Source organism: Streptomyces sp. NPDC021020 (assembly GCF_044333285.1).
Classification (GTDB): domain Bacteria; phylum Actinomycetota; class Actinomycetes; order Streptomycetales; family Streptomycetaceae; genus Actinacidiphila.
The window spans coordinates 1-23,779 of the sequence record NZ_JBIRQQ010000006.1; the positions used below are offsets into that span (position 1 = coordinate 1).

The following is a 23,779-nucleotide window of genomic DNA, read 5'->3' on the forward strand; positions in this document are numbered from 1 at the left end:
TCCAGAACCTGCTGAAGTGCTGGACCGGCACCTGCACCACCTGCGGCCGACCACTCACCACCAGAAGCAGACCCAGAACCTAACGAAGCACTACTAGGGGTGCCGTGTGGATCTTCCCGGCGTTCGGCCCGACCCTCGGGCCGAACGCCGCAGGTCCGTTTGAGCATTTACCCGATCCCGCCCGAACTCACACCGTAATGCCGGGATTTCCCCCTTTGCGGGTAACCGTGTGCGCTTGCGGTGTGCGAGTGGCGGGTCCCGGGCACCACTTCGGAAGAGCCGGACAGCGGGTCCGGCCGCGGGGTCCCCATCCCCACCACGGCAGCATCACCGCAAGAGAGGCAACGGAGCCATGCGCACAGAGGCCACCCGGAGGGTCGCGCTCGTCTTTTCGCTGCTCGACGCGAACGGCAACGGGGTGCTGGAGGCCGACGACTTCTCACTCATGAGCGAGCGCGTCGTCGCCGCCGCGCCGCGCGCGAGCACAGCGGCACAGGAACGGATGCACGCCGCCTTCGCGCGGTACTGGACGACGCTCCTGAAGGAGCTGGACGCCGACCGGGACGGGCGGATCGACTTCGAGGAATTCCAGTCGTGCGTCCTGTCCCCGGCCCGCTTCACCGCGACCGTCGGCGAATTCGCCGATGCGCTCGCCGAACTGGGCGACCCGGACGGCGACGGGCTCGTCGAGCGGCCCGCGTTCATGGCGCTGATGACGGCCATCGGCTTCCGCCGCGACAACATCGACACGCTCTTCGACGCCTTCGCACCCACCCCCGACGACCGCATCGGGGTGCGGACATGGGCCGAGGGGATCCGGGATTACTACGCGCCCGACAAGGCGGGCATCCCCGGCGACCACCTGGTCGCCGGGGCCGCCGACACGGCGGGCAGCGCGGCCTGAGCGTCCGCGTCCGCCCGTCACTCCTTCGCGGCGCTCGGCGGAATGCCCCCGCTCAGTCGAGCGCCGCGAAGGCCCCTGACGTGTAGGAGCCGCCCTGGTTCCGGACGATGACGCCCATCCTGTTCGCCGCGTTGATGAGCGAGACCAGCACGATCAGCGTGCCGGTCTGGTCCTCGTCGTAGTGCTCGCGCACCGCCGCCCAGGTCGCGTCGGTCACGCCCGGGGCGCCGTCGGCGATCCGGGTTGCCTCCTCGGCGAAGGCCAGCGCCGCGCGTTCGGCCTCGGTGAAGACGGTGGTGTGCCGCCAGGTCGCGACGAGGCCGAGCCGCAGCGCGCTCTCCCCCGCCCCCGCGGCCTCCGTGATGTGGACGTCGGCGCAGTAGCCGCAGCCGTTGATCTGGCTGACGCGCAACTGCACCAGTTCCAGCAGCGCGCGCGGCAGCGTGGTCGATTCGAGGAGCGCCGTCGAGGTGGCGTAGAAGTGCTTGCCGACCTTCGCGGACGTCGGGGCGGCGAGCAGGTCGAAGCGGGGTGCCATGGGGTGTCCTCCTGTGGAGCGGGGTGCGCCGCGCGGTGGTGCGCAGCGCCGATCGCCCACAGGACACCGGCCGTTCGCGCCCTGTGACGCGCCCGCCGCTGTGACGAGCGCCACGCCCCGCGCCCGTCACACGGCCGCCCCCGCCGGTGTCGGATGGGCGGCGCCGCCCGCGACCAGGCGGGCGGGGAAGGGCAGGGGCGGACATGAGCGAGCACACCACCGGCGGCACGGCGGCGGCCAGCGGGATGGCCACAGCGGCGTTCGGCGGGATGGACGCGGCGACCGAGGCCTTCGTCGCGCACCGCAACCTCCTCTTCACCGTCGCCTACGAGATGCTCGGCTCCGCCGCCGACGCCGAGGACGTCCTCCAGGAGACATGGCTGCGCTGGATCGACGTCGACCTGGCCGCGGTCCGCGAACCGCGCGCGTATCTGGTGCGCGCCACCACCCGCCAGGCGCTCGTCCGGCTGCGCACCCTCAGCCGCCGCCGCGAGACCTACGTCGGCCCCTGGCTGCCGGAACCCCTGCTGACCACGCGCGACGTCGCCGAGGACGTCGAACTGGCGGACAGCGTCTCGACGGCGATGCTGCTCGTGCTGGAGACGCTGGGCCCCACCGAGCGCGCGGTCTTCGTGCTGCGCGAGGTCTTCGCCGTCGACTACGCCGAGATCGCCGCGGCCGTCGACAAGTCCCCCGCGGCGGTGCGGCAGATCGCGCACCGCGCCCGTACGCATGTCGCCGCCCGCCGCCCGCGCGCCGCGCCGGGCACCCTTCCTGCGGCCGAGAGCCGCCGCGCGCTCGCCGCCTTCCGGCTGGCCGTGGAGACCGGCGACCTGCGCGAGCTGCTGGCCATGCTCGCCCCCGACGTCGTCCTCGTCGGCGACGGCGGCGGCGTGCGCACCGCCGCGACCGCCCCGGTCAGCGGCGCGGACGCGGTCGGCGCCACGCTCTCCGCGGGCCTGCCCGAGCTGGGCCGCCGGGCCACGCTCGAATGGCTCCTGGTGGGCGGCTCCCCGGCGCTGCTCGTCCGGATCGACGGCGAGGTGGACGACATCGTGACCGTCCGCGTCGACGACGGCCTGATCAGCGCGCTGTACGTGGTGCGCAACCCCGAGAAGCTCTCCCGTATCGGGCAGGAGACGCGCGTCACCCGGGCCTGACCGCACGCCGGCCGCCCCGGCGGCCGCGCCAACGCCCGCCCCTACAGCGGCTCCCGGAGCAGCGGGAGCCGCGCCAGGTGCTCCTCCGGCACCTCGAACGCCGCCGTCAGCAGCGGCAGATGGGGTGCGAGGCGGCCGGTGAGGTCGTCGCGGGCCCCGGCCCAAGCGCCCGCCTGCCCCGCGGTGAGGGCGCCGTCCGCGAGCAGCGGGCCGATCGACGCGCGCAGGTGGTCCAGCAGGAAGAGCGCGGCCAGGCCGTCGAGCAGCCCGGCCGCCCGCAGGTCGGCGCACCGCTCGCCCGCGGCGGCCAGCGCCTCGCCCGCGCCGCGCACGGCATGGGCGCGGACCAGCTCGACCGCCGCGCCCGACGCGTGGTTCCAGCGCTCCAGCGGGCTGCCCGCCGGGGCGTCCCGCATCCGCTCGCGGGCCCGCAGCTGCCAGTGGCGTTCGGCGGCGGCCGCGCGGCTCAGCAGGAAGCGCGGGTCGGTGAGCGCCTCGGTGCCGGTCGGCGCGGGCGGGGCGGGCGGCAGCGACTGCCCGAAGACCATCTCGCTGCCCGCCTTGCACCACACCGGCAGGTTGTCGCCCTCGGCCGTGACGGCGCCCTCGGCGTTGGCGTAGTAGTCGGGCAGCGCGTTCGCCGGGAAGAGGCCTCGCGCGCCGACGCGCTCCCGGCATTCGGCGATGACGTCGCGGGCCTGCCAGGTGATCCAGCCCTTGGCGATGCCCACCAGCCGCTCCGCCGCGGCCCGTTCGTGCGGGGAGTGGCCGATCCAGCGGCGTACGACCCGGCGGTGCCACAGCGTCATGGCGTACGCGGTGGCGGTCGCGCGCAGCAACGGGGCGGCGTGGCTGCGCAGCGCGTTGACCGGGACACGGCTGCCGGGTACGGCCCCCGACACCACGCGCAGCTCGCCGTACCGCACGGCCACGGCCAGCGCGGCGCGCGCGCCGCCCGCGGTGGCGGCGCTCATGCACAGCTTGCCGACGGTCACCCGGCGGATCGCGTGCAGCACCCGGCGCCGGGTGCTGCTGACCTCGGCGTCGAGCGTGCCGTCGGGCCGCAGCCTGCCGTGCCGGCCCTGGAGCAGCGCGCCGGGCGGCAGCCGGACGTGCTCGAAGGCGGTCGTGCAGTGGTCGACGGGGTCGCCGGCGCGCCGGGGCAGCGCCTCGATCCGCACGCCGGGCAGCGGGTCGCCGTCCTCGCCGGTGAGCGCGGCGAGGAGCAGGAAGACCCCGTGGTCCGTGCCGCGGGCGAGCAGCCGCGCCGCGACCACCGCGGTCTTGGGGCCGCCCGCGGGCCCGGTGTTGGGCATGAACTTCGCCGCGCCCGGGTGCGGGGTGTGCAGGACGAAGCCGCCGTCCGCCGGATCCCAGGTCGCGGTGGTCTCCAGCGCCCCGACGTCGTTGCCGTGCGCGCGCTCGGTGCACAGGAAGACGCCCGTCCGCCGCAGCGACGTGAAGTCCCGTACGTCGTGCGCCGGCACCGTGACGGTGTCGTCGAGGACGCTGCCGAGGAAGAGGTTGAAGTGGATGCCCGCCACCGTCGCCGTGGCGCCGTCCACCTGACCCGTCCACTCGTGCAGCGCCGCGAGCCCGCGCACGTCGCACGCGAGGGCCGCCGCGTCCGGCACCTCGTCGTGCAGCGCGCGCAGCCGCCCGTACGCCTGCGCCCACCGCTCCTGGTCGGGCAGGTGCGGTGCGTGGCGGAAGACGTCCGCGGACACCGCCTTGCGCCACAGGCCGTGCCACTCCCCCGGACCGTCCTCGTACAGCACGGCCGCGAGCGCCCCCGGCCGCACACCGGACTCCTGGCCGGGGATCCGTGCCGGTGCGGAAGCCGGCGCCGGGTTCACGATCTTCATGCCCTGGCAACGACGCCGCCAACCTGCGGCTACTGCACGACCCGTTACGCGGAGGCGCGCACCCCGCACAGGCGTACGCGGGGGCGCACCCGCCACCCCACGACCACGCCCCCACCGGAGCGCACCCGACCGGACCCCGTACGCGTACACCGCCGCCCGCGTCCCGTCGTGGCCTCGGCTCCGCCGTCAGTCCTCGTAGGCGGGGAAGTCGGCGGGGTCGGGCCGCCGGGTGTCGTCGAAGCCGTCGGCGAGCAGGTCGGCGGAGGTGACCACGGTGTCCGCGCGGTCGCCCAGGACGTGCCCGGCCAGCGTGTCGAGCATCTCCCGGTGGGCCGCGCGGGAGGTCTTCGCGGCCTCCTCGATCCGGTCGCTCGCCGCGCGGACGCGCGTCCCCGCCGGGCCCGCCCCGTCCAGCTTCTGCACGAGCAGACCCACCTCCAGGTAGTCGGACCAGGGCGTCCGGATCGCGAGGTAGGAGTGCGCGGTGCTCCCGAAGAGCATCAGCAGGACCCGCGCGTCGAAGTCCGTCGCCCGGCTGCTCACGAGCGTCGCGCCGAAGCGCCGTTCCAGGGCCGCTTCCAGCTCCGCCCAGTAGGCGGCCAGTGCCTCGTTGAAGGCCTCGCCTCCGCGGGAGTAGTCGCCGAAGCCGCTGGCGGGCCCCGCCAGGACGTGCAGCCGGCAGTCGACGAGCGCGGATCGGTCGTAGTTCACGAAGGGGCTCCCGGGCGGGACTCGGCGGACGGGACGGGGCGGACGGGTCTGCATCGTAGGCAGCGGCGGTGGGCGCCGTCGCCCGGTTAATCCGGGTGCGGGCGTGGTGCCGTGCGGTGGACGATGACGTAGCGGTCCGCCCGGGAGATCCAGGGCATGGGGCCGACACCCCCCGAGAAGGAGCCGATCCGTGCAGTCCGCCGTTGCCGTGAGCCCGTCGCAGGTGCCCGAGCTGCTGCTCGGGCTCGCGACCGTGCGGCCGGTGTTCCTGTGGGGGGCGCCCGGCATCGGGAAGTCGTCCCTGGTGCGGGAGTTCGCGGAGTCGCTGGGGCTGGAGTGCGTGAGCCTGCTCGGGACGCAGCTCGCGCCCGAGGACCTGATCGGGGTGCCGCAGATACGGGACGGGCGCTCCGTCTTCTGCCCGCCCGAGATGATCGCGCGCGACGAGCCGTACTGCCTCTTCCTCGACGAGCTCAACGCCGCGTCGCCCGACGTGCAGAAGGCCTTCTACTCGCTCATCCTCGACCGCCGCATCGGCGGCTACGAGCTGCCCGCGGGGAGCATCGTCATCGGCGCGGGCAACCGGGCCACCGACAACGCGCTCGCCCGCCCGCTCGCGTCCGCGCTGGTCAACCGGCTCGCGCACGTCCACCTGGAGGCGTCCGCGACGGACTGGCTGCGCTGGGCGGCGGGCGCCGGGATCCACCCGTGGGTCACGGACTACCTCACCGACCGGCCGCACCACCTGTGGTCCAAGGCGCCGAAGACCGAGGAGCCCTTCTCCACCCCGCGCTCGTGGCACATGCTCTCCGACGCGCTGCATTCCTTCGGCCCCGCCCTCGACGAGCCCACCCTCACCGTGCTCGTCCACGGCATGCTCACCCCCGCGCACGCCGCCGCCTTCCGCGGCTACGTCAAGATCGTGCGCAGCGACTTCGGGATCGAGGCCATCGTCAAGGGCCGGGCGAGCTGGCCGGGCCGGCTCCAGGACCGGGATCTGCTCTACTACCTCGCCGAGTCCTTCCGCGGCCGCCTGGTCAAGGAGCTGCCCGCGAGCAAGGAGCAGGCCTCGCCGTCCGTGCGGCAGAACGCGTACCGCGCGCAGGCGCTGCTGGTGCAGCTCGCCGAGATCTCGGTCGAGGTCGCGCAGACCGTGATCGCCGACGACGAGGACGGCAACCCGGTGCTGCCCGGGTGGTTCCTGGTGGAGGCGGCGCGGGCCATGCCGCGGCTGGTCGAGGCCCGCCGGTGAGCGCCGCGACTCCGCTGCGGGGAAGGGGCGTCGGGACGTGAGCGGGGGACGGCAGCGGGGCCCGCGCAAGCAGAACGAGCCGCTGGTCCCCGACCCGCGCACCGAACTCGCCTACCGCCAGGGCCTGTCGCTGATCCGCGAGGACCCCGCGCTCGGCTCGCTCGACGTCCGCTTCTGCCGCACCGGCTGCCGCGCCGTGCCCGAGGACGGCTGGGCAATGGCCGATTCGGACGGCTGCCTGCACGTCCACCCCCGGCGGCTCGCCGAACCGCGCGAGTGGGCCTGGGTGCTCGCGCACTGCCTGCTGCACCTGGGCTTCGGCCATGTGCCCGCCGCCCGCGGCGCCCGCACGCAGCCGGACGCGTACGAACTGGCCGCCCGCTGCCTGGTCGTGAGCCGCTTCCAGCAGAGCCTGCTGGTCGGCACCCCGCCCGCCGGGCTGGACGTCCCCGACTCCTTCCCGGACGGCGACGAGGAGCAGCTCGCCGAGCGCTTCCGCCGCGACGGCATCCCTGCGCGGTTCGCGCGCTGCGGCGTCGGCGGCTCCGGACCCGACCAGCGGCTCGACCCGTGGCCGTACGAGAGCGACCCGCGCGACTGGCAGGCGGACTTCGCGCGCGCCCTGACCCGTACGGTCTCCGACGCGATGCGCGAGGCGGGCGGCAACGCGCCCGACGGCAGCCGCAAGGGGCCGTGGACGGCGGCGCTCGACTGGTTCGTGGCCTCCTACCCGCTGCTCGGCGGCATCGCGGCGGGCATGACCGTCGTCGCCGACGCGGAGCTGGCGCGCGCCCAGCACATCTCGGTCGCCGCGGTGAACGCCGCCGCGGGCGAGATCTACGTCAACCCCCTGCGGTCGTACACCGAGGACGAATGGCGCTTCGTCCTCGCCCACGAGATGCTGCACGCCGCGCTGCGGCACGGCGACCGCTGCGGCGCGCGCGACCCGTACCTCTTCAACGTCGCCTGCGACTACGTCGTCAACGCGTGGCTGCTGGAGATGGGCGTCGGCGCGATGCCGTCCGGGCTGCTGTACGACCCGGTGCTCGCGGGCCTGTCCGCGGAGGAGGTCTACGACCGCGTCACGACCGAGGCCCGGCGCCGGCGCCGCCTCGCCACGCTGCGCGGCAAGGGCCTCGGCGACATCCTCGGCGAGCCGCTGCCGCACGCCGGCACGCCCGCCGAGCACGTCGACCTCGACGCCTTCTACCGGCGCGGCCTGCTCCAGGGCTTCGACCTGCACGACCGCACGCGCGGCACGCTCCCGGCCGGTCTCGTCGAGGAGATCCGCGCGCTGGCCCACCCGCCGCTGCCCTGGGACGTACGGCTGGCCCGCTGGTTCGACGAGTACGTACCCCGGCCCGAGCCGCTGCGCAGCTTCGCCCGCCCCGCGCGCCGCCAGGCGTCCACCCCCGACATCCCCCGCGCGGGCCGCGGTTACCCGCCCGAGGAGCTGGAGCGCTGCACCTTCGGCGTCGTCCTGGACACCTCGGGGTCGATGAGCCCGCGGATGCTCGGCAAGGCGCTGGGGGCCATCGCCTCCTACGCCGCCGCGCGCGACGTGCCCGCCGCGCGCGTGGTCTTCTGCGATGCGGCCCCCTACGACGCGGGCTACCTCCCGCCCGCCGACATCGCGGGCCGCGTGCGCGTCCGGGGCCGTGGCGGCACGGTCCTCCAGCCCGCCGTCGAACTCCTCCTGGCCGCCGACGACTTCCCGCCGTCCGCGCCCGTCCTCGTCATCACCGACGGCGCCTGCGACCCCCTGCGCATCCCCCGCCCGCACGCCTTCCTGCTCCCCCGCGGGGCCCGCCTGCCCTTCACCCCGCGCGGCCCGGTCTTCCCCCTGCACTGACCGCGCCCGGCGGCCGGTCAGCCGGCCGCGGCCTCCGGCTCCAGGAGGGCGAGCACCGGGGTCAGGCCGGACGGCCGCAGGTCGGCGGGGAGGTGGTCGACGAAGTGCACCGGGCAGCCCAGCCCGGCCGCGCCGCCGTCCGCCTCGCGGCTGTCGCCGACCATGAGCACCTCGGCGGGCGGCAGCCCCAGACGCGCGCAGGCTTCGGCGAAGATCCCCGGATCGGGCTTCTGGACGCCGAGTTCGTACGACAGGACGTACGCGTCGACCAGCTCGTCCAGCCCGTGCGCGCGGAAGACCGGGCGCAGGTCCCAGCCGATGTTGCTCACGACGGCCACCGGCAGCCCGCGCCGCCGCAACTCGCGCAGGGTCGGCGCGGTGTCGGGGTAGGGGCGCCAGGCGGCCGGGCTCATGTGCCGCTCGTACAGCGCCTCTTCGACGCCGGGGACGGGGATCTGCGCGGCGCGCGCGAGCGCGGTGTAGGCGGCGCGGTGCTGCTCAGCGCTGAGATCCCGCTCGTCCCAGAGCTTCACGGCCTCCTCGGGCATGCGCCGCGGTGGCGTCCCACCGGGCACGGCCCCGTATTCGGTGAGCCGCGCGGCCCACTGCGCGAACTCCCCCTCCACCGGGCGGACCCCGGCCTCCGCCAGGACGGCGGCGAGCCATTCCTCGGCGGACTCGATCCGCAGTAGCGTGCCGGAGAAGTCGAACATCACACCATTGATCACGCCCCGATCGTACGGCGCCCTGCCCTCCGACCGGGCCCGCTCCGCCCTCAAGGCCCTTCCCCCGCACGGCGGGCGGACTCCCACGTCCGGCTCTGCAGGAAGTACGTGTCGTAGGCCTCCTGCACCTCCAGCAGGCTCTCCGGGGTGGCCTGGCCGAGCCCGATCCGCTGCAAGTGGCGGAAGTATGCGAAGCGTTCGACGCCCGGGGTGATGACGATGAGCAGGTCGGCGTCGCTGCCGGGCGCGGCGGCGAAGGCGTGCGGGCAGCCGGGCGGGACGACGACCAGGTCACCGGTCTCCGCCGTCACCGCCTCGTCCCCGGACAGGAACTGCGCCGCGCCGTCCAGGACGTAGAACATCTCGGCGGAGCGGTCGTGCCGGTGCGGCCGCGCCCCGTCGGCGCCGTCGAGGAGCGTGACGCGCTGCGTGGACAGCGCGCCGCCCGTCGCGCTGCTGTCGGCGAGCAGCCGCACGGTGGTGGGCGCGCGGCCGACCACCTCGGCATCGGTGGAGCGGACGATCACGGACTCGTCGAAGCGGGGCACGATCAGCGACATGGCGAACTCCTGGGTGGGGTGGGTCGGGCCCTGACCGGGGCGGCCGCTCCGGCGTACGGACGGACGCGGGGGTGGGCCCGCAGGGTTGATCATCTGTGGCGAACGGGTGAGAGGGGTGCGGAAGCCGTGCTCACACGGCTCACTCACACGGCGAAGAGCAGCGCGGCACCGGCGAGGACGACGACGGCGGTCGCGAAGTGGATCCCGAAGGCGGCGGCCTTCGTCCCGCCGTGCCGCAGCACTATCGCGGTGTCGCCGAGGGGCACGAGCGCCACCGCGAGCATGAACCACGCCTCCGCGTGCGCCCCCGCGAAGGCCAGCAGCGCGAGGCCCATGACGCCGGACACCGCGTCCCGCAGCCCCTTGACCGCGAGGTAGGCCGCGTCGCCCGCGGGCCGGGCGGGCACGCCGTATCCCGCGGCGGCGGGGTGCGGCTGGAGCAGGAAGCGGGCCCCGATGAAGAGCACGAACACGTCGAGAACGGCGGCCAGGGTGTACGCGGTGGCGGTCATGCCGGAACTCCTTGCTAGCAACGCTAGGGACGAGAGCGAAGCTAACATAGCGCCAGCACAATTGCTAGCGATGCTAGAATCACGGTCATGACCATCCAGACGCGCCGGGAGCGCGAACGAGCCGAACGCGAGCGGCTGATCGTCACCACCGCGCGCGAACTCGCGGAGGCGGAGGGGTGGGACGCCGTCACCACCCGCCGACTGGCCGCCGAGATCGAGTACAGCCAGCCCGTCCTCTACAGCCACTTCAAGGGCAAGGGCGCGATCATGGCCGCCGTCGCCGAGCAGGGCTTCGCCGAACTGGCCACCACCTTGCGCGCGGCCCGCACCGCGAAGGCCTCCGCGCCCGCCGGCCTCGCCGCGGTGGCCTCGGCGTACACCGACTTCGCGCAGCAGCGGCCCGCCCTCTACGACGCCATGTTCACCCACGCCGTCGACCTGCCCTTCGCCACCGCGGAGGCCCCCGCGCCCCTGCGGGACGCCTTCGGCGAGCTCGTCCGGGCCGTCGCCCCCCTCACCGGCGGCGACGACCCGACGCTGCTCACGGAGACCTTCTGGGCCGCCCTGCACGGCCTGGTCACCCTCACCCGCAGCGACCGCCTCCCCGCCGCGGCCCACGCGGAGCGGCTGTCGTTGCTGGTCGCCCGCTTCACGGCGGCGCCACCGGCTTGAGGCGGTGTTTCCGGGGGGACGGCCCGCGACCTGTCACCCGGTTGGACGAGCCTCAGGCCGCGCGAGCCTGTCCCCCCGCCTCAGGCCGCGCTCCCGACCGGCTGGAGGAGCCCGTGCAGGGCCGTGATGACCTCGCGGCCCACCGGCGTGGTGAAGTCCCGGACGAGGTCCGCGGCGAAGCTGGCGACCGCGGTGACGCGCCCGCCCGCCGCCTCGACCTGCCGGAAGGCGGCCTGTTCGGTACGGGCGGAGAGCCCGCCGCAGGCGTCGAGCAGGACGGTGACCTCGTACCCCGCGGCCAGCGCGTCCAGCGCGGTGTGCAGGACGACCATCTCGCTGGTCACGCCGCACAGAGCGAGGTGCGGGCGGCGGCAGGCGGCGATGGCCTGCCGGGTCGGGACGTCGTCCCACGCGCAGGGCCCGGTGCGGACGAAGACCGGCGCGTCCGGCGCGGCGGCAGCCTCCGCGACGACCGCGGGCCCGCCGGGGCGCGGCGCCGCCGACAGCGTGACGGGGATGTCCAGCAGCCGCGCCAGATCGACCAGGAAGCCCGCGGAGCGCCTGATCACGGCCGGTGCCGTGGTCGCGCTGAGGTCGACGATGCCCTCCTGAAGGTCGGCGATGTGCACCTGGACGGTGGTGGATTCGAGCATGGCGGAGCCCCTCTCGGCCGTGGAACGGCAGCAGGCGGACCGGGCGGCACGGGATGCCGCGGGCACGGTCGCAGGACATGGGACATGGGACATGGGACATCAGAGCGTGAATCATTCACACCCTGAATCATTCACCCACTGTAGCCTAGCCCCCATGGCTCCCGACAAGGTGAATTCCAGCGTCGTCTTCCGCCTGGGCGTCCTCGGCGCGATGGCGGCCGACCTCTTCGCCGCGCGCATCGAGGAGCACGGCCTCAAGCCCAAGCACGTCGGGCTGATGGTCCTGCTCGACACCGGCAAAGCGTCGTCCCAGCTGGAGGTAGCCGGTGTGATGGGCGTCGCCCCGAGCCTGGTGGTGGCGCTCGCCGACCGCCTCCAGGAGCTCGGCGCGGTCGAGCGCGTACGCGACCCCGCCGACCGCCGCCGCCAGATCCTCGGCCTCACCCCGCAGGGCCGCGAACTCCTCGCCCTCTGCGGCGAACTGGCGCACGCGGCGGACGCCGACTTCGCCGCCGCCCTCACCCCGGCGCAACGCGCCCGGCTGGGCGCCCTGCTGGCCCCGATCGCCGCCGAACACGGGCTGCCCGCACCGGAGTAGGGGCGTGCCCGCCTCAACTTCGCCCTCACCTCTTCGCCTTCGACCCTCACCGTCCGCTGCGGAATCTTCACCCTGCGTTGTGACTGAACGCCGTACGCGCCCTGCGCCGCTCGTACAGACTGGGCGGGTACGCCCGCGAGGCGCGGGACCGGCACCGCAGGAGGACGGGACATGACCACGGAGGACGAGGCCACGGCGGCCCCGGGCATCGACGGGGACGCGGCAGCCGCCTACCGGGCCGCGCGGGAAGTGCCGCGGGAAGGGCTCGGCGCGTGGCGGGAGGCCGTCGCCGAGGAGGCGGGGCTGCGGCCCGGCATGACGGTGCTCGACGTCGGGGCCGGGACCGGCGGCTTCGCCACGGCCTTCCGGGAGTGGTTCGGGGTGGACGTCCTGGCGGTGGAGCCGGACGCGGCCATGCGCGCGCTGATCCCGGCGGACGACGGCATCACCGTGCTGAAGGGCCGCGCGGAGTCCCTGCCGGTGGACGACGCGTGCGCGGACATGGCCTGGTTCGGCTCCGTCGTCCACCACATCGACGACCTCGTGGCAACCGCCCGCGAGGCCCGCCGCGCGCTGCGGCCCGGCGCACCGGTGCTCATCCGCAACGTCTTCCCCGGGCGCGGCGAGCGCGACCTGCGGCTGCGCTTCTTTCCCGAGACCGCCAGATCCGTGGCCTATTACCCGCCCCTCGATCACGTCATCACCGTCTTCACCGCGGCGGGCTTCCACCACACCGCGCTGCACACCCTCCCGCAGGAGTCCGCGCCCACCCTCGCCGCCTACGCCGACGGCCTGCGCCGCGACACCGACAGCAAGCTGCGCGCGATCAGCGACGCCGCCTACGCCCGCGGCCTCGACCGGCTGCGGGCCGCTGCCGCCGCCGACCCCGCGGAAAAGGCTGTCAGCTGGATGGACCTGCTGGTGCTGCGCGCCGACAGCTGAAGGCGGCGGAGGGGGGCGGGGCTTGCGGGATTTGCGGGCCTCGCGGACCCGGCGGACCTTGCGGGTCTTGCGGGTCTTGCGGGTCTTGCGGGTCTTGCGGAAGGGCCCGCGCGTCCGGTCCGGAGCCCGTTGTCAGACCCCCGTGTGAGGCTGGGCGCGTGGGATTCTTCGACGATCTGGTCATGGCCGACGAGCCGGACGACGAGCCCGCCGGCGCCCTTTCCGGGGTGCACGCCGGCGGGCGGCCGGTGGTGGCCGCGCTGCGGCCGGGCGGGGCCGCCGCGGGTGAGTACGCGCCGCCCGCCGACCACTTCGCGCCCGCCGTGCTGCCCGGCGCCGGGGTGGTGGGCGCGGGGGCGGAGGTCCGGGTCGTGTCCGTGGGGTGGTCGGTGTGGCCGCGGGCGGTCACCGCGCGGCTGACCGTCTTCCGCACCGTCCGGCGGCAGGAGGCCGCGGGGCAGCGGCAGTCGGGGCTGCGCGTCGGGCTGCTGCTCGCGGACGGCCGCCGGGTGACCTCGCTGGACGGGACGGTGATGCGCCGGGTGACGTACACCGACGCGCAGGGCGCGCCCCGTACGGCGGCCACGTCGCAGGCCGTCGGCCTGATCCCGCTCGACCCGGGGCTCGGCCCCTCCCACCGGTCCCCGTTCCGGACGGACGTCGAGCTGTATCTGCCCGAACTGCCCCCGCCGGGTGCGACGGAGCTGGTCGTCGAGTGGCCGGACGAGGGCATACCCGAGACCCGGACACCGCTGGACACGGCGGCGATACGGGCGGCGGCGCGGCACGCGCTGGAGGTCTGGCCGGGGCTGCCCGAGCCGCCGGCGGATCCCGCGGGCCCGCGCGCGTTCGCCCACATGGAGCGGAGCGGACCGCCCGCCTTCCTCGCGCCGCCGCTCACCGACCGGCAGCGCGCCGAGCTGCGCCGCGCCCAGGAGGCCCGGCAGCGCTACCTGCCGCGCGCCGACTGGCAGGGCATGGGCTACCGGGATTGGGAGGACGCGGCCCTGGTCCGGGCCCGGCTGGAGGGCGGCGCGCCCGCGGACCGCGTCGCCGAGGGCCGTACCGCGACCACGCCGCTGCACATGGCCGCCGAGCGCGGCGCGGCGGAGGCGGTCGCCGCGCTCCTCGCGCACGGCGCCGCGGCCGACGCGCGCGACGAGGCGGGCCGCACCCCGCTGTGGCAGGCCGCCCGCGCCCTGGACGAGGGCAGCGTCCGCGCGCTGCTCGCGGCGGGCGCGGATGCCTGGAGCCCGCAGGAGGGCCCCTGGTCACCGGGCCGGCTGCTGCTGACCACGCCGCTGGCGCCGCTGGTCGCCGCCCTGCCCGGGGCCGTACGGCTGCCCGCCGCGGAAGCCGCCGCCTTCGCGGAGGCCGACGCGCTCGTCGCCGCCTTCGACACGCGGGGGCTGTGGACGGAGGGCCTCGGCGCCGCCTTCGTCCGCGGCCTGACCGAGGACGAGCTGATACGCCGGCTCGGCGCCGACCCGGCGCAATGCCCGCCCGTGGAGATCGAGGACGCGCCCTTCGACGAGGACGACTACGAGGAGTCCCTGCACTACGTCGGCGTGACGGCGCTGCCCGGCGACCCCGGCGGCTGCGCCGTCACGCAGCAGGGCTATCTGCCCAACGACGGGGCCGTACTGCGCGCCCTGTCGGCGGGTACGGACGCGTGCGGGCTGTACTTCAACCCCAAGGGCGGCACGTTCTTCACGCTGGCCCGGGAGGGCGAGGTCGTGGCGTCCGACGAGCTCGGCACCCCGGGGCCCCGGCCCGGCCAGGCCGACCAGGAGGCGTACTGGCGCTTCCGGTTCTGGCAGAACCGGCCGCATTTCCCGTACGGCGCCAACGCCCTGGCGTACGCGTGCGCGGCGGCCGGCATGCGGGTGCCGGCCGCGCGGGAGGCCGTCGACAACCGCTCCGCGCGCCGCTGGGTGCCGCTGCCGCCGCATCTGCGGGGCTGAGCGCGGGCCCGGGCCCGTACGCCCACCCGCCCCGTCACGCTGGCTCACGTCACGTCAGGAAGCGTTCCGTCACGTCAGGAAGCGTTCCAGGGCCTCGCGGGCGCGGGCGCTGGAGGCGGCGGCGCCGGCCAAGGCGCGGGCGAGGGCGTCGACCCACTCGTCCAGGCCCACCTCCCGGCGGGAGAGCACGACGCCGCGCACCTCCTTGTGGATCTCGGCAACCGTCCGCTCCCGTTCCCGCCGCAGCGCCAGCCGCTGCTCCCCGAGCGAGACGTCCATGCCGGTGACCGTGCCCTCGCGGCCGGCCATCCGGTCCGCGACCGAGCGCTTCCGCGCGACCCGGACCGCACCGGGCGGCAGCGACTCGATCAGGTTGACCGACAGCACCCGGGCGTAGAGATCCAGGTCGGCGCTGTCCCGCCGCAGCGCCGCGGCGAGCAGCTCGACCTCCCCGTCACCGCCGGGCGCACCGTGCTCGGCTTCGTTCTCGGACATGGCGTCCCCTTTCCCTCCCGTTTCCCTCCCGGCGCGGTCAGCTGTCGAGGCCCAGCACCATCGTCGGCCGGTCGATGACATGGTCGTCCCGCAGCGGCCGCACCGCCGTGCCGATGGCGAAGAACTCCGTGGTGTGCGCGCCCCAGGTGTGCGAGTGCTGCCGCAGCTGCACGGCCACGATCCCCTCGGCGCCCAGCTCCTCCGCCTCGGCCTGCATGCGTCCCATCGCCAGCTCCCGCGCGTCGTACAGCGCCTGCGTGAACTGCTCGATCTCGACGTTGCGGCCCGCGTTGCCGATCACCTGGCCGAGCTTCTGGTGCGCCACGTGGTAGACGCACGAGCCCATGACCATGTCGAGGGGCGCGTACCCGGCGCGGACGAGCGTCCAGAAGTCCTGCCCGGACAGGTCGGACGTGAAGGGCTTGCCCTTGTTGTTGAGCCAGGTCCCGGTGTGGCCCGGGTCGGCCCCGTCCGCCTTCACGGCGGTGCCGACAGCGATGAACTCCGCTATGTCCGTGCCGAATTCCTTGATCTCGATGTCCAGCCGGACGCCCACGATGCCGTCCGCCCCCAGCTCGCTGGCCTCCGCCTCCATCCGGCTCATCGCCAGCTCCCGGGCGTGGTACATCGCCTGGGAGAGCGTCGTGAGCTCCTGGTTCTTCGACCAGCGGCCCATCTGGATGCCGACGTGGTAGATAGACGAGCCCAGCACCAGGCCGAGCGGCCGGAAACCGGCCTCCCGCACGAGCAGGAACTCGTTGACCGAGAGGTCGGACGTGAAGATCGACCCGGCCTTCCCCGACTGCAGCTGCGACAGCCGCCGCATCGCGTCCTCGGGCACCCCCGCGGCCGCCAACTGGGCCTCGTGCCCGTCCGATCCCCCCGCTGCCTGCTTCGCCATGTCAGTGCTCCCGCTCAAGTCTCATGATGGTCAGTGGCCGCGGCCCGGTGTGCGTCGCGGTACGGCCGAAGCGGGCGACGGAGGTACCGACGAACACCGCTTCCACGATGTGGTCGCGGGAGTTCTGGCCGCATTCGCGCTCGCCCACCCGTACGTCGATCTCGTCCACGACGACCCCGTCGCCGCCGTTCGCCGCGGCGTCGCGGGCCAGTTGGGCCCGCGCGTCCCGGCGGGCGTGGGTCATCAGCTCGGTGTAGCCGTCGACTTCCTGGTTCCCGGCCCGCCACCGGGTCTGCCGGACGGTGCGGAAGTCGTCGTGCCGGCTCGCGACGCTGATCCCGAACGCCAGCCCGGTCGGCACCCAGCCGCCGCCCAGCAGCCGCGCGAAGTCCTGGCCGCTCAGATGCGACGTGAAGGGCCGCGCCGGGCGGATCGCCGAACGCGCCCGCACCGCGGTGCCCAGCACCGTGAATTCGAGCCCGCCGGACGGGAAGCGGCCGACCCGCAGCCGCACCCCGACGACCCCGTCCGCGCCCAGGGTGCGGCATTCCGCCACCGCCCGGCCGAGCGCACGCCGGCGCGCCTCGTACATCGCCCGCACCAGGTCCGCGAAGGGCGCCCAGCGCGACGACGACACGTCCGTCCCCCGGCCCGGCGACCACGCGCCCGCGCACCAGTTGCCCGTGTAGCCGAGGTGGAAGACCGCAGTCCCGAGCACCTGCCCCACCGGGTCGAACCCCGCGCCCGTGACCGCCGCGAACTCCTGCGCCGACATGGCGGACCCCCACGCCCCGCCGCCTGCTGCCCCCGCTGCCATGACCCACGTCCCCCCGCCCCCGCGGAACCGCCTCCCGGCAGCGTAGGCCATCCCCCTGTGGGCGCTCCCGTCCGGTAGCCGCCTCTTCCCGAGGGGCGCGCGGGGGGCGGCGCCCCTGGGTCTCCGCGCCGCTTTCCACAGGCCTGTGGACGGGGAACGTGCGGGGGCCCGGTACGGGGTACGTGCGCGGGGCGCGCTGCCGCCGGGCGGACCGGTGGACGTACTGTCCGCGAGCCGACAGCGGTGCCGGCTGCCCGGCCGGGCAGGTACGGGGGGCGGGGCCGCCGCCGGGTCGGGGTCTCGTACGGGTACGTGCGCGGGGCGCGCCGCCGCCGTGACCGACTGCCGAGCCGCTCACGCGCTGGGTGGGGGTGCCGGCCGCGCGGGCGGGGGCTGCGTTCGGCTGGACCGAACGCTGCGTGCGGCCGTACCGGTGGAGGGGGTACGGGGGTGGGCCGCATGCTGGCGGGCGTTTCCCGCGGGGTGATGTGCCGGGCCGGAGCCCGGCGGCGCTTCTGCGGGCACTTCCCCATAAACCCGCCATCCGGGTGAGTCCGGACGACCGGAGAGCCGATGCCTGCCCAGCCAGCCGCCCAGCCCCCTGCCCAGCCGCACATGCCATCCCCCGCGCCACGGCCCGCTCCCGCCGCCGGGAACCCCGCCCCTGCGCAGGCGCACACGCCGTCCGCCGCCCCTGCCGGAGCGCCGGGTGCCAAGCGTGCACCGTACGCGCTGCTCGGCATCTCGCTGGGCTACTTCATGGTGCTGCTCGACATGACCGTGCTGTCGGTCGCCGAGCCCGACCTCGCGCACGATTTCGGCGGGTCGGTCGCCGGGCTCCAGTGGGCGGTCACCGGCTACACCGTGGCCTTCGGCGCGCTGCTGCTGTCCGCCGGGGCCGCCTCCGACCGCTTCGGGGCGCACCGCCTCTTCCGCGGCGGCGTCGCCGTCTTCGGCGCCGCGTCGCTGCTGTGCGCGGCCGCACCCGCGCTGTGGGTACTGGTCGTCCTGCGGGCGGTGCTCGGGGTCGCCGCGGCGGCGTGCGTGCCCAGCTCGATGGCGCTGATCACCGTCCTCTACCCGGAGCCCGCCCGGCGGGCCCGCGCGGTCGCGGTGTGGGCCGCGGTGAGCGGCGCCGCGCTGGCGGCCGGCCCCATCGCGGGCGGGCTGCTCGTGGGCCTCGCGGGCTGGCGCGCGGTCTTCCTCGTCAACGCGCCGATCGCGGCGCTCACCCTCGCCCTGGTACGCGGCGCCGGCCTCCGCTGCCGCGCGGACGCGTCCCGCCGCATCGACCGCGCGGGCCAGGTGCTGGCGTGCGCGGCGCTCGCGCTGGGCACGGACGCGGCGATCGCCGGCGGCGGGCGGCACTGGGCGCATGCCGCGGCGTCCTTCGGCGTGGCAATTGCCACGGCGTGGCTCTTCGCCCGGCGCGAGCGCCGCAGCACCGCGCCCGTCCTCGCCCGCGCGGTACTGCGGGCCCCGGGCATGGCCGCGATGCTGCTCGCCGGCGCGGCCGTGGGCTTCGCCCTCACCGGCGTGCTCTTCGTGCTCCCGCTGCTGCTCCAGCAACGGCTCGGCTACAGCGCCGTCGGCACGGGCCTGGCCTTCCTGCCGATGACGCTGCCCACCGCCTTCAACCCGCTGCTGACCGGCCGCGTCGTGGCCCGCGTCGGGCCCCGCGCCCCGGTCCTGGCCGGGCTCGGCCTCCTGGCCGCCGGGGGCGGCGTCATGGGCGGCGCGGTCTGGACGGGCGCGCCCTACGCCCTGCTCGCCGTGGGGCTCGCCGTGACGGGTTTCGGCGTCTCCTGCGCGCTGCCCGCCCTCACCACCGCGGTCATCGCCCTCGCGCCCCCGGGCACCGCGGGCGCGGCGGGCGGCCTCTTCAACGCGGTGCGCCAGTTCGGCGCGACTCTGGGCGTTGCGGTGGTCGGGGCCTTCGCCACGGTGTCGCCGCACCTGAGCGGGGGGCGGTCCGATTCGCGCGTCGGCGCGGCGCTGCTCTTGGCGGCTGCGGTCCCCGCGATTGCCTTGGCGGCGGCCTTGCCCCGTCCCTCCCGCAGGCCCTGAGCGGTGCGCCCCCAAGGGGCGCGGGGAACTGCGCGGCCCGCCCCCACCGGCCGGTGGTCCGGTACGGACCGGGGTGCCCCTTCGGGTCGGTGGCGACGCGCTGGGTGCGTTGTGGCTGATCGCGCAGTTCCTCGCGCCCCCGGTGTCACCCGGCGTGGCATCGCGCGCCTGCGCGGTGGGTGGGGTCGGGGGCCACTCCGGGGGTACCTCCTCGGAATGCGCGTTCGCCCTCTTTCGTAGCCGTGAAGGGACTGGCAAGCGCATTCCTCCGGGGGCACCCCCGGATCGTCCCCCTCCCGGCCGGAGGGCGGGTGCCAGCCGGTGGGGGTGGATGTGTGAGGTACTGCGGGTCGCCCCCGAAGGCGAATGCGCCCCACAGGGAGACCGCAACTTTTGCTACTTCCCGCACGGGTGGCTGGGGGTGGGAGCCACCCCGCGCCGCCAGGCGCGGGCACCCCCGCGGCGGGAAAGCCGCAGAGGCACCCCCCGCGCGGCGGGGTCGCGCGGCGCGGCCGGGGGACGAAAACTCGCCTGCCCCCGGAGGGAAGCGCAGGCTGGAGGGCAAGGCCGGCGGACGCGTGGAGGTGCGGGTGGGCGGGAGGCCAGGCGGAGCAGACGCTCCCGACCACGCCTCCCCGCCCGGGGCAGGCGCTCCAGGCGGGGAGTGGGTGCATGCCGCCCTCATCGAGGGCACCGGCGCCGGCGTGGCCGTGCTCGACACCGACCTGCGCTTCGTCTACGTCAATCCGGCGCTGGCGCGCCTGAACGGCGTGCCCGCCGACGCGCACCTCGGCCGTACGATCGCCGAGGTCGTACCCGGCGTGGACGCCGGGCTCGGTACATTGCGCCAGGTTCTGGCGGACGGCCGGACCCGCGAGCTGGTGTCGAGCGGGCAGACCCGCGCGGATTCCCCGCACCGGCTGCGGGTGTGGCGTGGCAGTTACCACCGGCTGGAGGACGCGCAGGGCAGGGTGCACGGCATCGGCGTCGTCGTGCTGGAGGTGAGCGACGACCGCGAGGCGCGCGCGGAGCTGGAGAGGGCCCGGGAGCGTCTCCAGCTCCTGGACACCGCGGCGGTGCGGATCGGCCGGACGCTGGAGGTGGACCGCACCTGCCAGGAGCTGTGCGATCTGCTCGTCGAGGTGATCGCGGACGTCGCGACGGTGGAGCTGCTGGCGATGAACGGCACGGACGGGCGCCGCCCGCCCGCCACGGGCATGCTGCGGCTGCGCCGGGCCGCGCTCGCGTCGGTGCCGGGGCTGCGCGATGCGGTGCAGCAGTTCGGGGTGCCCGGCGAGCACGTCGAGTACCAGCCGGGCTCGGCGATCCCGCGCTGCCTGGAGAACGGCCGCCCGCTCGCGTACAACGTGCCCGGTGACGCGGAGATGGGCAGGTCCGCGCCGAACACCGGCCGGGTGTCGGCCTACCGCGCGGCGGGCATCCATTCGGCGCTGGTCGTGCCGCTGGCGGCCCGCGGCGCGCAGCTGGGGACGGTGACGATGGTGCGCGCGGGGTCGTCGCCCGCCTTCGGCGAGGAGGACGTGGCCGTGGCCGTCGCGCTCGCCGACCGCGCGGCGATCAGCATGGACAACGCGCGCCGCTACAGCCGCGAGCACGGCATCGCGGTGGAGCTGCAGCGCGCGCTGCTGGCCACGCCCGGCGGGGGCTCGCAGCCGCAGCTGGACGTCGCGACGCGCTATCTCCCGTCGGGCGCGTCGGATCTGGTGGGCGGCGACTGGTACGACACGTTCGCGCTGCCCGGCGGCGTCACGCTGCTGGCCATGGGCGACGTCATGGGCCACGGCGTGGAGGCGGCCGTGGAGATGAGCCACTACCGCTCCCTGCTGCGCGTCGTCGCGGGCGACGGCGACCCGCCGGACGTCATCCTGGGTCGGATGGACGCGCTGCTCACCGCCGCGGGCACCGAGCGCCCGGCGACGTGCCTGCTGGCGCTCGCCGACCCGGAGCACGGCTGCTGCCGCTTCGCCAACGCCGGCCACCTGCCGCCCGCGCTCGTCGACCCGCACGGCCGGATCCGTCTGCTGGAGGTGCCGCCGGGCCCGCCGCTGGGCGCGGATCTGGGCGGTACGTACGAGGGGGTGTACGTGCGCTGGCCCGCCGGCGACACCCTGCTGCTCTACACCGACGGCCTGGTCGAGCGGCGCGGCGAGGACATCGACGCCTCCCTCGCCCGCCTGGCCGGCATGGTCCTGCCGCACGCCGCGGGGCCCCTGGACACGCTGCTGGCCCGCGTCGTGCACCGCCTGGCCCCGGAGGCCGCCGAGGACGACGTGGCCCTCCTCGCGGCCCGTGCCAGGCCGTACGGGGCCGCGCCGGGCTAGCCTGGAGAGCGGCCACGCAGGGGAGGAGCGCGCGATGACGGAACGCAAGCCGCCCGGGGTCTCGTGGGAGACCTGGGCCGACAAGCAGATCCAGGACGCCGAGCGGCGCGGGGATTTCGCGGGCCTGGAAGGCGCGGGCAAGCCGCTGCCCGCGCTGGACGAGCCGTACGACCCGCTGTGGTGGGTGCGGCGCAAGATGCAGTCCGAGGGGCTGTCGGCGCTGCCGCCGTCGCTGGTGCTGCGCAAGCAGGCCGAGGACGCGGAGGCGGCGGCCATGGCCGCGCCGACCGAGGCGCGGGCGCGGCGGATCGTCGAGGCGGTCAACGAGGATCTGCGCGAGGCGCTGCGCCGGCCGCCGCAGGGCCCGCCGCTGATGCGCGGGCTCTTCGACGTCGAGCAGGTCGCGGCCGACTGGCGCGCGGCCCACCCCGAGCCGGATCCCGCGGAGCAGGAGCAGGAGCCGGAGCCGCGGGAGGCCCCCGCGAAGGGATTCCGGCGGCTGTTCCGCCGGACGCGTCAGGCCTGATAGAGAAGGGCGGTGCGCTTCGAATCCGTCCCCGTGCCGCCCTCCGTCGACGCCCGCCCGCGGGATGCGCGCGGCTATCCGGTCCCGGCGATCACCCCGTGGGAGGGGGACCAGCCGCAGTTCGCGCTCACCGACTACGAGCGCAGTGCGAAGTGCGCGCGGGAGCGGCTGTGCTCGGTGTGCAACCGGCTGATGCCGCGCGGCCCGGTGTGGCGGGTGGTGGGCGGCTCGGAGTGCGCCGCCATAGCCGAGGCGCTGGCGGCCGGGCGGCCGTACCGGAACATGGCGCCGACGCTGGAGGGCCCCGGGCACCGGGCGTGCATGCTGTACGCCTCGATGGTCTGCCCGTACCTGGCCCGGCCCAACGCCCGCCGCCGCATGGGCGCGGACGCCCCCGACGACATGACGGGCCATGTGGTCAGGGGGGCGGTGCGGGGTGCGACGGGTGCGGTCGTCGGGTTCGCCGACTACGAGTTCGCCGTCACCGCGTCCCAGGTGGTCTTCCGCTTCGTCGACCTCGTCGAGTTCCTGCCGCACGAGGTGTCCGACAGCCATCTGGACGAGCTGCGCGCGGAGCTGGCCGCCCGGGCGGCCGAGGCCGCTGGGTGAGTGGGCGTCAGGCGCGGTACGCGGGCAGCCCGGTGTAGTCGGAGACCTTGACGGGCGCCGCGGAGCCGTCGGCGGGCAGCGTCACGATGCCGGCGGGGGTGCGGGCCGCGACGGTCCGTCCGTCGGGCGAGAAGGCCGGCTCGGTGTAGTCGGTGGTGGCGTTCGGGGTCAGGTCCTTGAAGGTCGGGCCGTTGTCCCCGGGGGTCTCCCGGAAGAGGTGGTCGTGGCCGCCGACCGAGCGCACGAAGACGAAGCCGTCGTCGTCGACGGGGGCGGGCGCGGGCTCCGAGCCCTGGGTGATCGCGGCGCCCTGCTGCCGCAGGTAGTCGTCGCGGACGTAGACCTTGCCGTCGTCGGAGTTGGCGTAGACGGCGGCGCCGTACTTGCCGGCGGCGTTCGGCCAGACGTTGCCGGCCTGCGGCAGTTCCTTGACGTCCTCCCCCGACTCGTGGCCCAGGCTGAGGACGTGCGGGGTGCCGTTGTGCGCGGTCGCGGAGACACCGTAGAGCCGGGAGACGCCGTCCTTGCGGCCGGCGAAGAAGATGTTGTCCAGCTTCGGCAGCTGGTTCGCCGTGTCGGCGGCCCGGACCTGCCAGGTCGGGTGCGACCAGTTCTCGTTGCCGGGGTTCTTCGCGACGATCGTCCGGCTGCTGCCGTCGGGGGCGCTGACGACGAGGTCGCCGTCACCGTCGACGAAGGCCGCCTTCCTGCCGTCGGGCGACCACGCGAGGTCGCGGACGACGGTGCCGAAGTCGACGCGGGTGCCGTTCATGACGACGAAGCGGGAGCCGTCGCTGATGGTCAGGCCGCTCTTGGCGGTGCCGTTGAGCTTGGCGGGCTGCGCCTTGCCGTCGGAGCCCTTGGTGGGCTCGGACGTGGCGCCGCCGTTCGCCGAGCCGTTGGCGGAGCTGGTGGCCGTCGGGTTCGTGTCGTCGGCCCCGGTGGCGTCCTCCGGGCCGCAGCCGGTGAGGACGAGGCCGAGCCCCGCGGTGACGCTCGCCACGACGGCTACGGCGGCGGCACGGCGGTTTCTGGTGCGTACGGACATGGCTGATTCCCCCATGGACATGATGTGGTCGTGCGCCGGTCGCGTTGTCCCGCCGACGCTCCGGCC

The 23,779-nt window shown here is 75.3% G+C and carries 23 protein-coding genes; 12 read left to right on the forward strand and 11 right to left on the reverse strand.

Going from position 1 to position 23,779, the window contains the following annotated elements; all coding sequences use genetic code 11:
* The first annotated feature begins 352 nt into the window (after positions 1-352).
* Positions 353-904 carry an EF-hand domain-containing protein gene (locus ACH4SL_RS18530; protein ID WP_398446705.1) on the forward strand — a complete coding sequence of 184 codons (552 nt, stop codon included), beginning with the start codon at positions 353-355 and terminating at the stop codon, positions 902-904.
* Positions 905-956: 52 nt separating this feature from the next.
* On the opposite strand, the gene ACH4SL_RS18535 is transcribed toward ACH4SL_RS18530, so the two are convergent.
* Entirely contained in the window at positions 957-1,442 is a 486-nt protein-coding gene (locus ACH4SL_RS18535; RefSeq protein ID WP_398446707.1) for a carboxymuconolactone decarboxylase family protein, read from the reverse strand.
* A 203-nt stretch (positions 1,443-1,645) separates the two neighbouring features.
* Between ACH4SL_RS18535 and ACH4SL_RS18540 the strand changes: the two genes are divergently transcribed.
* A complete protein-coding gene (locus ACH4SL_RS18540) occupies positions 1,646-2,602 on the forward strand; it encodes an RNA polymerase sigma-70 factor (RefSeq protein ID WP_398446710.1) in 957 nt (318 codons plus the stop codon).
* A 41-nt stretch (positions 2,603-2,643) separates the two neighbouring features.
* Here ACH4SL_RS18540 and ACH4SL_RS18545 read toward each other — a convergent pair whose 3' ends face one another.
* Both ACH4SL_RS18545 and ACH4SL_RS18550 read right to left on the reverse strand, forming a co-directional pair.
* Positions 2,644-4,467, reverse strand: a complete 1,824-nt coding sequence (locus ACH4SL_RS18545) for an acyl-CoA oxidase (protein WP_398446712.1) — start codon at positions 4,465-4,467, stop codon at positions 2,644-2,646.
* A 186-nt stretch (positions 4,468-4,653) separates the two neighbouring features.
* Complete coding sequence (locus ACH4SL_RS18550; RefSeq protein ID WP_398446714.1) at positions 4,654-5,178, reverse strand: hypothetical protein; 525 nt, start codon at positions 5,176-5,178, stop codon at positions 4,654-4,656.
* 190 nt (positions 5,179-5,368) lie between these two features.
* Between ACH4SL_RS18550 and ACH4SL_RS18555 the strand changes: the two genes are divergently transcribed.
* Both ACH4SL_RS18555 and ACH4SL_RS18560 read left to right on the forward strand, forming a co-directional pair.
* A complete protein-coding gene (locus ACH4SL_RS18555; RefSeq protein ID WP_398446716.1) occupies positions 5,369-6,430 on the forward strand; it encodes an ATP-binding protein in 1,062 nt (353 codons plus the stop codon).
* Positions 6,431-6,467: 37 nt separating this feature from the next.
* Positions 6,468-8,282: a VWA-like domain-containing protein gene (locus ACH4SL_RS18560; protein WP_398446718.1), complete on the forward strand. Its 1,815-nt coding sequence runs from the start codon at positions 6,468-6,470 to the stop codon at positions 8,280-8,282.
* 17 nt (positions 8,283-8,299) lie between these two features.
* On the opposite strand, the gene ACH4SL_RS18565 is transcribed toward ACH4SL_RS18560, so the two are convergent.
* The 3 genes from ACH4SL_RS18565 to ACH4SL_RS18575 all read right to left on the reverse strand — a co-directional run bounded on the left by ACH4SL_RS18565 (position 8,300) and on the right by ACH4SL_RS18575 (position 10,079).
* Positions 8,300-9,007 carry an HAD family hydrolase gene (locus ACH4SL_RS18565; RefSeq protein WP_398447769.1) on the reverse strand — a complete coding sequence of 236 codons (708 nt, stop codon included), beginning with the start codon at positions 9,005-9,007 and terminating at the stop codon, positions 8,300-8,302.
* Positions 9,008-9,057: 50 nt separating this feature from the next.
* Positions 9,058-9,567: a cupin domain-containing protein gene (locus ACH4SL_RS18570; protein ID WP_398446720.1), complete on the reverse strand. Its 510-nt coding sequence runs from the start codon at positions 9,565-9,567 to the stop codon at positions 9,058-9,060.
* Positions 9,568-9,710: 143 nt separating this feature from the next.
* Positions 9,711-10,079 (reverse strand): DUF4267 domain-containing protein, encoded by a 369-nt coding sequence (locus ACH4SL_RS18575; protein WP_398446723.1) that lies wholly within the window; start codon positions 10,077-10,079, stop codon positions 9,711-9,713.
* A gap of 87 nt (positions 10,080-10,166) precedes the next feature.
* Between ACH4SL_RS18575 and ACH4SL_RS18580 the strand changes: the two genes are divergently transcribed.
* On the forward strand, positions 10,167-10,751 hold the full coding sequence (locus tag ACH4SL_RS18580) for a TetR/AcrR family transcriptional regulator (RefSeq protein ID WP_398446725.1): 585 nt from the start codon (positions 10,167-10,169) through the stop codon (positions 10,749-10,751).
* Positions 10,752-10,831: 80 nt separating this feature from the next.
* On the opposite strand, the gene ACH4SL_RS18585 is transcribed toward ACH4SL_RS18580, so the two are convergent.
* Complete coding sequence (locus tag ACH4SL_RS18585) at positions 10,832-11,404, reverse strand: isochorismatase family protein (RefSeq protein ID WP_398446727.1); 573 nt, start codon at positions 11,402-11,404, stop codon at positions 10,832-10,834.
* A 154-nt stretch (positions 11,405-11,558) separates the two neighbouring features.
* Between ACH4SL_RS18585 and ACH4SL_RS18590 the strand changes: the two genes are divergently transcribed.
* The 3 genes from ACH4SL_RS18590 (at position 11,559) to ACH4SL_RS18600 (ending at position 14,908) form a co-directional block, all read left to right on the forward strand.
* Entirely contained in the window at positions 11,559-12,002 is a 444-nt protein-coding gene (locus ACH4SL_RS18590; RefSeq protein WP_398446729.1) for a MarR family winged helix-turn-helix transcriptional regulator, read from the forward strand.
* Between the two features lie 171 nt (positions 12,003-12,173).
* On the forward strand, positions 12,174-12,944 hold the full coding sequence (locus ACH4SL_RS18595; RefSeq protein ID WP_398446731.1) for a class I SAM-dependent methyltransferase: 771 nt from the start codon (positions 12,174-12,176) through the stop codon (positions 12,942-12,944).
* Positions 12,945-13,102: 158 nt separating this feature from the next.
* Positions 13,103-14,908, forward strand: coding sequence for a DUF6461 domain-containing protein (locus ACH4SL_RS18600; RefSeq protein ID WP_398446733.1), 1,806 nt, complete (start codon positions 13,103-13,105; stop codon positions 14,906-14,908).
* 69 nt (positions 14,909-14,977) lie between these two features.
* Here the strand turns inward: ACH4SL_RS18600 and ACH4SL_RS18605 are convergent, their stop codons facing one another.
* From ACH4SL_RS18605 to ACH4SL_RS18615, 3 genes are read right to left on the reverse strand one after another with little or no spacing between them, the layout of a single operon-like run.
* A complete protein-coding gene (locus ACH4SL_RS18605) occupies positions 14,978-15,403 on the reverse strand; it encodes a hypothetical protein (protein ID WP_398446735.1) in 426 nt (141 codons plus the stop codon).
* A 37-nt stretch (positions 15,404-15,440) separates the two neighbouring features.
* Positions 15,441-16,304, reverse strand: coding sequence for a heavy metal-binding domain-containing protein (locus ACH4SL_RS18610; protein WP_398446737.1), 864 nt, complete (start codon positions 16,302-16,304; stop codon positions 15,441-15,443).
* 1 nt (position 16,305) lies between these two features.
* Positions 16,306-17,121 (reverse strand): heavy metal-binding domain-containing protein, encoded by an 816-nt coding sequence (locus ACH4SL_RS18615; protein WP_398446739.1) that lies wholly within the window; start codon positions 17,119-17,121, stop codon positions 16,306-16,308.
* Positions 17,122-17,694: 573 nt separating this feature from the next.
* On the opposite strand from ACH4SL_RS18615, the gene ACH4SL_RS18620 reads away from it, so the two are divergent.
* The 4 genes from ACH4SL_RS18620 to ACH4SL_RS18635 all read left to right on the forward strand — a co-directional run bounded on the left by ACH4SL_RS18620 (position 17,695) and on the right by ACH4SL_RS18635 (position 22,665).
* Positions 17,695-19,188, forward strand: coding sequence for an MFS transporter (locus tag ACH4SL_RS18620; protein ID WP_398446741.1), 1,494 nt, complete (start codon positions 17,695-17,697; stop codon positions 19,186-19,188).
* Between the two features lie 668 nt (positions 19,189-19,856).
* Complete coding sequence (locus ACH4SL_RS18625; RefSeq protein ID WP_398446743.1) at positions 19,857-21,530, forward strand: SpoIIE family protein phosphatase; 1,674 nt, start codon at positions 19,857-19,859, stop codon at positions 21,528-21,530.
* 34 nt (positions 21,531-21,564) lie between these two features.
* On the forward strand, positions 21,565-22,056 hold the full coding sequence (locus tag ACH4SL_RS18630; protein WP_398446745.1) for a DUF1992 domain-containing protein: 492 nt from the start codon (positions 21,565-21,567) through the stop codon (positions 22,054-22,056).
* 12 nt (positions 22,057-22,068) lie between these two features.
* The gene (locus ACH4SL_RS18635; RefSeq protein ID WP_398446747.1) at positions 22,069-22,665 is read left to right on the forward strand and encodes a hypothetical protein; all 597 of its coding nucleotides are present in this window, start codon (positions 22,069-22,071) and stop codon (positions 22,663-22,665) included.
* 7 nt (positions 22,666-22,672) lie between these two features.
* On the opposite strand, the gene ACH4SL_RS18640 is transcribed toward ACH4SL_RS18635, so the two are convergent.
* Positions 22,673-23,713, reverse strand: a complete 1,041-nt coding sequence (locus ACH4SL_RS18640; protein ID WP_398446749.1) for a hypothetical protein — start codon at positions 23,711-23,713, stop codon at positions 22,673-22,675.
* Between the last annotated feature and the right edge of the window lie 66 nt (positions 23,714-23,779).

Coding starts and splice junctions, on each gene's coding strand:
- ACH4SL_RS18570 (WP_398446720.1), bottom strand. CDS start 9,567: ATGTCGCTGATCGTGCCCCGCTTCGACGAGTCCGTGATCGTCCGCTCC.
- ACH4SL_RS18630 (WP_398446745.1), top strand. CDS start 21,565: ATGACGGAACGCAAGCCGCCCGGGGTCTCGTGGGAGACCTGGGCCGAC.
- ACH4SL_RS18610 (WP_398446737.1), bottom strand. CDS start 16,304: ATGGCGAAGCAGGCAGCGGGGGGATCGGACGGGCACGAGGCCCAGTTG.
- ACH4SL_RS18575 (WP_398446723.1), bottom strand. CDS start 10,079: ATGACCGCCACCGCGTACACCCTGGCCGCCGTTCTCGACGTGTTCGTG.
- ACH4SL_RS18640 (WP_398446749.1), bottom strand. CDS start 23,713: ATGTCCGTACGCACCAGAAACCGCCGTGCCGCCGCCGTAGCCGTCGTG.
- ACH4SL_RS18545 (WP_398446712.1), bottom strand. CDS start 4,467: ATGAAGATCGTGAACCCGGCGCCGGCTTCCGCACCGGCACGGATCCCC.
- ACH4SL_RS18590 (WP_398446729.1), top strand. CDS start 11,559: ATGGCTCCCGACAAGGTGAATTCCAGCGTCGTCTTCCGCCTGGGCGTC.
- ACH4SL_RS18595 (WP_398446731.1), top strand. CDS start 12,174: ATGACCACGGAGGACGAGGCCACGGCGGCCCCGGGCATCGACGGGGAC.
- ACH4SL_RS18580 (WP_398446725.1), top strand. CDS start 10,167: ATGACCATCCAGACGCGCCGGGAGCGCGAACGAGCCGAACGCGAGCGG.
- ACH4SL_RS18620 (WP_398446741.1), top strand. CDS start 17,695: ATGCCTGCCCAGCCAGCCGCCCAGCCCCCTGCCCAGCCGCACATGCCA.
- ACH4SL_RS18615 (WP_398446739.1), bottom strand. CDS start 17,121: ATGGCAGCGGGGGCAGCAGGCGGCGGGGCGTGGGGGTCCGCCATGTCG.
- ACH4SL_RS18585 (WP_398446727.1), bottom strand. CDS start 11,404: ATGCTCGAATCCACCACCGTCCAGGTGCACATCGCCGACCTTCAGGAG.
- ACH4SL_RS18535 (WP_398446707.1), bottom strand. CDS start 1,442: ATGGCACCCCGCTTCGACCTGCTCGCCGCCCCGACGTCCGCGAAGGTC.
- ACH4SL_RS18540 (WP_398446710.1), top strand. CDS start 1,646: ATGAGCGAGCACACCACCGGCGGCACGGCGGCGGCCAGCGGGATGGCC.
- ACH4SL_RS18530 (WP_398446705.1), top strand. CDS start 353: ATGCGCACAGAGGCCACCCGGAGGGTCGCGCTCGTCTTTTCGCTGCTC.
- ACH4SL_RS18605 (WP_398446735.1), bottom strand. CDS start 15,403: ATGTCCGAGAACGAAGCCGAGCACGGTGCGCCCGGCGGTGACGGGGAG.